Genomic DNA, 5,586 nt, shown 5'->3' with positions numbered 1-5,586 from the left:
ACCCCCGGGCCCGGCGCAGCCGCACCCCCACCACCCCTTCTCCGCCGTCCCCTTCCCGCCGTCCCCACCACCCCCTTCCCGCCGTCCCCGCCACCCCGCCGCAGGCGTCACGCGCGCCCCGGGCCCGACCGGGCGACTTCACCGCTGAAACCGCGTAAGTTCGCTGCTGGGCGGCGTCCAGTGCCGGGCGCCGCCGTGGACCGAGTGAGGACGGGTACCGAAGATGGCTCAGGTTGTCCGGGGTGTGATCGCGCGTGCGAAGGGGGCGCCGGTGGAGGTGGTGCCCGTCGTGGTGCCGGATCCGGGGCCGGGTGAGGCGGTGGTGCGGGTGCAGGCGTGCGGGGTGTGCCACACGGACCTGCACTACCGGGAGGGCGGGATCAACGACGAGTTCCCGTTCCTGCTGGGGCACGAGGCGGCGGGTGTGGTGGAGTCGGTCGGCGAGGGCGTGGAGGACCTCTCGCCGGGCGACTACGTGATCCTCAACTGGCGTGCGGTGTGCGGTCGTTGTCGGGCCTGCAAGCGGGGCCGCCCGTGGTACTGCTTCGCCACCCACAACGCGAAGCAGAAGATGACGCTGGAGGACGGCACCGAGCTGTCCCCGGCGCTGGGCATCGGCGCCTTCGCGGAGAAGACGCTGGTCGCGGCCGGCCAGTGCACCAAGGTCGACCCGGCGGCGTCCCCGGCGGCGGCGGGTCTGCTGGGCTGCGGGGTGATGGCGGGTCTGGGCGCGGCGATCAACACCGGGCAGGTGGGCCGGGGTGACAGCGTCGCGGTGATCGGCTGCGGCGGCGTGGGCAACGCGGCGGTGGTGGGCTCCCGGCTGGCGGGGGCGGGCACGATCATCGCGGTGGACGTGGACGACCGCAAGCTGGCCACGGCGCAGCGCCTGGGCGCCACCCACACCGTCAACTCCCGTGCGGTGGACGCGGTGGAGGCGATCCGCGGGCTGACCGGCGGCCACGGCGCCGACGTGGTGATCGAGGCGGTGGGCCGCCCGGAGACGTACGAGCAGGCGTTCTACGCCCGTGACCTGGCGGGCACGGTGGTGCTGGTGGGTGTGCCGACGCCGGAGATGAAGCTGGAGCTGCCGCTGCTGGACGTGTTCGGGCGGGGCGGGGCGCTGAAGTCGTCCTGGTACGGGGACTGCCTACCGGAGCGGGACTTCCCGATGCTGATCGACCTGTACCTCCAGGGCCGGCTGGACCTGGACGCGTTCGTCAGCGAGACCGTCCCGCTGGACGGCGTGGAGGAGGCGTTCGCCCGGATGCAGCGCGGCGAGGTGCTGCGCTCGGTGGTGGTGTTCTGATGGCGGCGCGGATCGAACAGCTGGTCACCTCGGGCGAGTTCAGCCTGGACGGCGGCACCTGGGAGGTCGACAACAACGTGTGGATCGTCGGTGACGACGCCGAGGCGGTGGTGATCGACGCGGCGCACGACGCGGCGGCGATCCACGCGGCGCTGGGCGGCCGGCGGCTGCTGGCGGTGGTCTCCACGCACGCGCACAACGACCACGTGGACGCGGCTCCGGCGCTGTCGGCGCTGAACGGCGGCGCCCCGGTGCTGCTGCACCCCTCGGACCAGGTGCTGTGGCGGCAGGCCCACCCGGACCGCGAGCCGGACGCCGCGCTGGCGGACGGCCAGCAGATCGCGGTCGCGGGCACGGTGCTGACGGTGCTGCACACGCCGGGCCACAGTCCGGGCGCGGTCAGCCTGTACGCGCCGGAGCTGGGCACCGTCTTCACCGGCGACACCCTGTTCGCGGGCGGTCCGGGCGCCACCGGCCGGTCGTTCTCGGACTTCCCGACCATCATCGACTCGATCCGGGAGCGGCTGCTGACGCTGCCCCCGGAGACGGTGGTGCGCACCGGCCACGGCGATTCGACCACCGTCGGGGCGGAGGCCCCGCACCTGGCGGAGTGGATCGCCCGCGGGCACTGACCCGGGTCAGTCCCCGAACCGGACGCCGGCCAGCCGTTCGCGGGAGGCGGCGTCGGCGAGCAGCACCGAGCGGGCGCCGGGGAAGGCGGCCCGGCCGTGCCGTTCGATCCCGGCCTGCAGCCGGGCGAGCCGCCGCACGTGCAGCCGGAAGGTGCGCGGTGCGGCGGTGCGGGCCCGGGCGCGCTGGCCGGCGAGGGCTTCGGCGGGGCGGACGGCGAGCAGCACCACGTGCAGTTCGCGTCCGCTCCGCCGGGCCCAGTGGGCCAGGGCCCGGCGCATCCACCAGCGGCTGCCGCAGTCGTGCACCAGCAGCGGTCCGGGCCGGCGGAACGCGGCGCGGGTGCGCAGGAAGTGCAGGACGCGCACGGCGGGGCGGTAGAGCGGGTACGGGAGGGCGGCGGGCATCCTGGCCTGGCAGGCGAGCCGGGTGGTGCGGGGGTCGATCAGCTCGGCGGGGGCGTCCCAGCGGCGCAGCAGCGTCGACTTGCCGCTGCCGGGCAGCCCGCCGACCAGGACGACGGCGCGCGGCCCGTAGCGGAGGGTCAGCGGCCCGCCGGTCCGGCCGCGCAGGTCGGCCGTCTCGCGCGGGACGAACCCGGTGACCTGCACGTGCTCGCTCCTCCCGGTGGTCCGCCCGCAGCCTACCGGGGTGGGTCCTCCTCCAGTCGGATCGCCCCTCCCGGGCAGGCGGCGACGGCGTCGGCGACCTCCCGGGCGAGGGCGGCGGGCGGGGCGGCGTCGAGCAGCAGGACGGTGCCGTCGTCCTCGCGCTGGTCGAACACCCCGGGGGCGGCGAGGACGCACTGTCCGGCGCCGCAGCACCGGTCGGGGTCGATGTGGACGATCACGGGGGTTCCTTTCGCGGGGCGGGGGGTCACCAGGCGACGGGCAGGGTCTCGACGCCGTAGACGGTCATCTCGTGGCGGAAGCGGATCTCCTCGAACGGCACGGCCAGCCGCAGTTCCGGCAGGCGGCGCAGCAGGGTGTCGAGGGCGATCTCCAGTTCGAGGCGGGCGAGCGGCTGGCCGAGGCACTGGTGGACGCCGAAGCCGAAGGCGACGTGGCGGCGGGTGTCGCGGGTGAGGTCGAGGGTGTCGCCGTCGGGGTAGCGGTCGTCGTCGCGGTTGGCGGTGTTGAGCTGGCAGACCACGCCCTCGCCGGCCCGGATCAGGACGCCGCCGATCTCGGCGTCCTCGACCGCGACCCGGGTGAGGCCGCTCTGCACGATGCTGAGCCAGCGCAGCAGTTCCTCGACGGCGGCGGGGGTGGCTTCGGGGTGGGCGCGCAGGTGGGCGAGCTGGTCGGGGTGGCGGAGCAGGGCGAGGACGGACAGTGCGGTCATGTTGGCGGTGGTCTCGTGGCCGGCGACCAGCAGCAGGCGGCCCATCGCGCCGATGTCCTCGGTGGCGAGTTCACCGCGGGCGACCAGGCGGCTGAGGATGCCGTCGTCGGGGTGGGTGCGCTTGTGGTCGGTGAGCGCGTCGAGGTAGTCGGCGAGTTCCCGCTGGGCGGCGGCCACCTCCTCGATCGGGCTGTCGCGGCGCAGCAGGGTGCGGCTGCAGCGCTGGAAGAACTCGTGGTCCTGGTAGGGGACGCCGAGCAGCAGGCAGATCACCAGGGAGGGCAGCGGGAGGGCGAACTCGGCGACCAGGTCGGCGCCGGTGCGGCCGGCGGTCATCTTCTCGAACAGGTCGTCGGCGGCCTGCTGGACCGCGGGGCGCAGGGCGGCGGTCTTGCGGAGGGTGAAGTCTCCGGTGAGCATCCGGCGCAGCCGGCCGTGCTCGGGGTCGTCCATCCGGATGAAGGAGGCCCGGCCGGCGCCGAGGTGGCGGGCGGCGGCGCTGAGGAAGGGGAAGCCGGGGCGGGTGGCGTCGGCGCTGAACCTGGGGTCGGCGAGCAGGTCGCGGACGTCCTGGTACCGGGTGACCAGCCAGCAGGGGGTGCCGTCCCAGAGGGCGATCCGGCTGACCGGCTCGTCCCGCCGGGCCTGCTGGTAGGCGGGCGGCGGGGCGAACGGGCAGGTGCCGCGCGGGGCGGGGTGGCTGGTGGGGGCGGCAGTGGCCATGGTGGGTTCCCTCCCGGGGCCCGGTCGGCGCGCGGTTCCGGCCCCCGGGGGCGGGGGTGGGGTGCGACGGGGCGGGCCCGGCAATTGAGTGCCTCGGGCAACTAACTCACCGTCACGCTAACTCGCGTTCCGTGTCCAGGAGAAGGACGCCGGGCCGCCGGAGCGGATTCTGTCCGGATCCCGGCCCGGCCGCCGGGCCGCCGCACCGCCCACCACCAGGCATGTCCACCTCACCCCCGCCCGTTCCCGGCCGCCGGTACGGTCGAGAACGGGCCACCGGCCCCCGGTCAGCCGCCCGAGCGCCCCTCCGACTCCCCGCCCGGGTGCAGCCGCCGGGCCCGGCCCGGCTCGGCGGTGGTGGCGTCCCCCTGCCCGTCCTCCGGCCGGTCCTCGTCGGACCCGTCGTCCGGCGCCGTCTCGTGCTCCTCCCCCGCGTCCGGCTGCTCGCCGGCGCTCCGCTCGGCGTCGCGCTCGAAGCTCCAGCCCTCGCCGTGCCGGTCGTGGCGGACGGTCGGCGGCCGGCCCTCCGCGCGGTAGTCGTCGCCCGCGTAGTCGGGCCCGCGGGGCACGCCGCCCGCACCGCCCTGCGGCATCTCGTCCATCTCCCGCTCCCTTCGTTCCGGCGCCTCGTTCCGGCCCGTCCCGGCTCCGCGTCCCGGCGCCTCGTTCCGGCCCCGCGCGTGCCCAGGGCCCGGCGGTCCACACCGGGACGGGGGCGGCTTTACCCCTGCTTTGTCGATCCCCTAGACTCGCCGGAGCGAAGGGGAGTAGTCCCGAAACACCACCGGTCGACACACTGGACGGCTCGCCGTCCCGGCCCGTGGGTCGCGGTGGGCAGCCGCCGCGACGGACGAGACCTTCGGCCCCGTGCATGACCCTGCCGCGCCCACCGTGCGGGAGGTCTCGTCGTGCCGGGCCGAGAGGTTCGCCCGTCGCCCGCCCGGTGCCGTTCGAGTCCGCGGCCCGGCCCCTGCAGAAAGCGCTCCGATGTCCTTCGACCCCCTGGCGATGCTGACCGCCTTCGGGCTGATCTTCCTCGCCGAACTCCCCGACAAGACGATGTTCGCCTCGCTGGCCATGGGCACCCGCATGCGCCCGCTGTACGTGTGGTTCGGCACCTCGGCGGCGTTCATCGTGCACGTCGCGATCGCGGTCGGCGCGGGCAGCCTGCTGAGCCTGCTGCCCGGCACGGCCGTCAAGCTGGTCTCCGCCGCGCTGTTCGGCTTCGGCGCGTTCGTGCTGCTGCGCTCGGGCGGCGACGAGGACGGCGAGGAGGGCGGCGCGCGGACGGTCACCGGCTTCTGGCCGGTGTGGGGCACCGCGTTCATGACGGTGTTCATCGGCGAGTGGGGCGACCTGACCCAGATCACCACCGCCAACCTGGCCGCCACCAACGGCTGGCTGCCCACCGCGATCGGCTCCGCGGCCGCCCTGATGTCGGTCTCCGCGCTGGCCCTGCTGGTCGGCCGGTTCATCGCCAAGCGCGTCCCGCTGCGCACCGTGCAGCGGGTCGGCGGCCTGTGCATGGCCGTGCTGGCCACCTGGACGCTGGTCGAGGCCCTCATCGGCTGACCCCGCAC

7 protein-coding genes are annotated in these 5,586 nt (G+C 75.3%); 3 read left to right on the top strand and 4 right to left on the bottom strand.

Annotated features, from left to right (window positions below):
* Positions 1 to 223 precede the first annotated feature (223 nt).
* Positions 224 to 1,309 (top strand): S-(hydroxymethyl)mycothiol dehydrogenase, encoded by a 1,086-nt coding sequence (locus tag ACFUEL_RS33895; protein ID WP_380241125.1) that lies wholly within the window; start codon positions 224 to 226, stop codon positions 1,307 to 1,309.
* The gene (locus tag ACFUEL_RS33890) at positions 1,309 to 1,941 is read left to right on the top strand and encodes an MBL fold metallo-hydrolase (protein ID WP_380241123.1); all 633 of its coding nucleotides are present in this window, start codon (positions 1,309 to 1,311) and stop codon (positions 1,939 to 1,941) included. The genes ACFUEL_RS33895 and ACFUEL_RS33890 overlap by 1 nt, the downstream gene beginning before the upstream one ends.
* A 6-nt stretch (positions 1,942 to 1,947) precedes the next feature.
* On the opposite strand, the gene ACFUEL_RS33885 is transcribed toward ACFUEL_RS33890, so the two are convergent.
* The 4 genes from ACFUEL_RS33885 to ACFUEL_RS33870 form a co-directional block, all read right to left on the bottom strand.
* Positions 1,948 to 2,550, bottom strand: coding sequence for an AAA family ATPase (locus ACFUEL_RS33885; protein ID WP_380241121.1), 603 nt, complete (start codon positions 2,548 to 2,550; stop codon positions 1,948 to 1,950).
* Between the two features lie 32 nt (positions 2,551 to 2,582).
* On the bottom strand, positions 2,583 to 2,789 hold the full coding sequence (locus ACFUEL_RS33880) for a ferredoxin (RefSeq protein WP_380241119.1): 207 nt from the start codon (positions 2,787 to 2,789) through the stop codon (positions 2,583 to 2,585).
* 26 nt (positions 2,790 to 2,815) lie between these two features.
* A complete protein-coding gene (locus ACFUEL_RS33875) occupies positions 2,816 to 4,006 on the bottom strand; it encodes a cytochrome P450 (protein WP_380241117.1) in 1,191 nt (396 codons plus the stop codon).
* Positions 4,007 to 4,293: 287 nt separating this feature from the next.
* Positions 4,294 to 4,608, bottom strand: a complete 315-nt coding sequence (locus tag ACFUEL_RS33870; RefSeq protein WP_380241115.1) for a hypothetical protein — start codon at positions 4,606 to 4,608, stop codon at positions 4,294 to 4,296.
* A 385-nt stretch (positions 4,609 to 4,993) separates the two neighbouring features.
* Here ACFUEL_RS33870 and ACFUEL_RS33865 point away from each other — a divergent pair, with 385 nt between their 5' ends.
* The gene (locus ACFUEL_RS33865; RefSeq protein ID WP_380241113.1) at positions 4,994 to 5,578 is read left to right on the top strand and encodes a TMEM165/GDT1 family protein; all 585 of its coding nucleotides are present in this window, start codon (positions 4,994 to 4,996) and stop codon (positions 5,576 to 5,578) included.
* The last annotated feature ends 8 nt before the right edge of the window (positions 5,579 to 5,586 follow it).

Origin of the sequence: Kitasatospora sp. NPDC057198, from assembly GCF_042670125.1 — a bacterium.
Classification (GTDB): domain Bacteria; phylum Actinomycetota; class Actinomycetes; order Streptomycetales; family Streptomycetaceae; genus Kitasatospora.
The sequence above is the reverse complement of the archived record's forward strand: the minus strand, read 5'-3'. Positions and strand labels throughout refer to the sequence as shown.

Coding starts and splice junctions, on each gene's coding strand:
- ACFUEL_RS33865 (WP_380241113.1), top strand. CDS start 4,994: ATGTCCTTCGACCCCCTGGCGATGCTGACCGCCTTCGGGCTGATCTTC.
- ACFUEL_RS33870 (WP_380241115.1), bottom strand. CDS start 4,608: ATGGACGAGATGCCGCAGGGCGGTGCGGGCGGCGTGCCCCGCGGGCCC.
- ACFUEL_RS33890 (WP_380241123.1), top strand. CDS start 1,309: ATGGCGGCGCGGATCGAACAGCTGGTCACCTCGGGCGAGTTCAGCCTG.
- ACFUEL_RS33895 (WP_380241125.1), top strand. CDS start 224: ATGGCTCAGGTTGTCCGGGGTGTGATCGCGCGTGCGAAGGGGGCGCCG.
- ACFUEL_RS33875 (WP_380241117.1), bottom strand. CDS start 4,006: ATGGCCACTGCCGCCCCCACCAGCCACCCCGCCCCGCGCGGCACCTGC.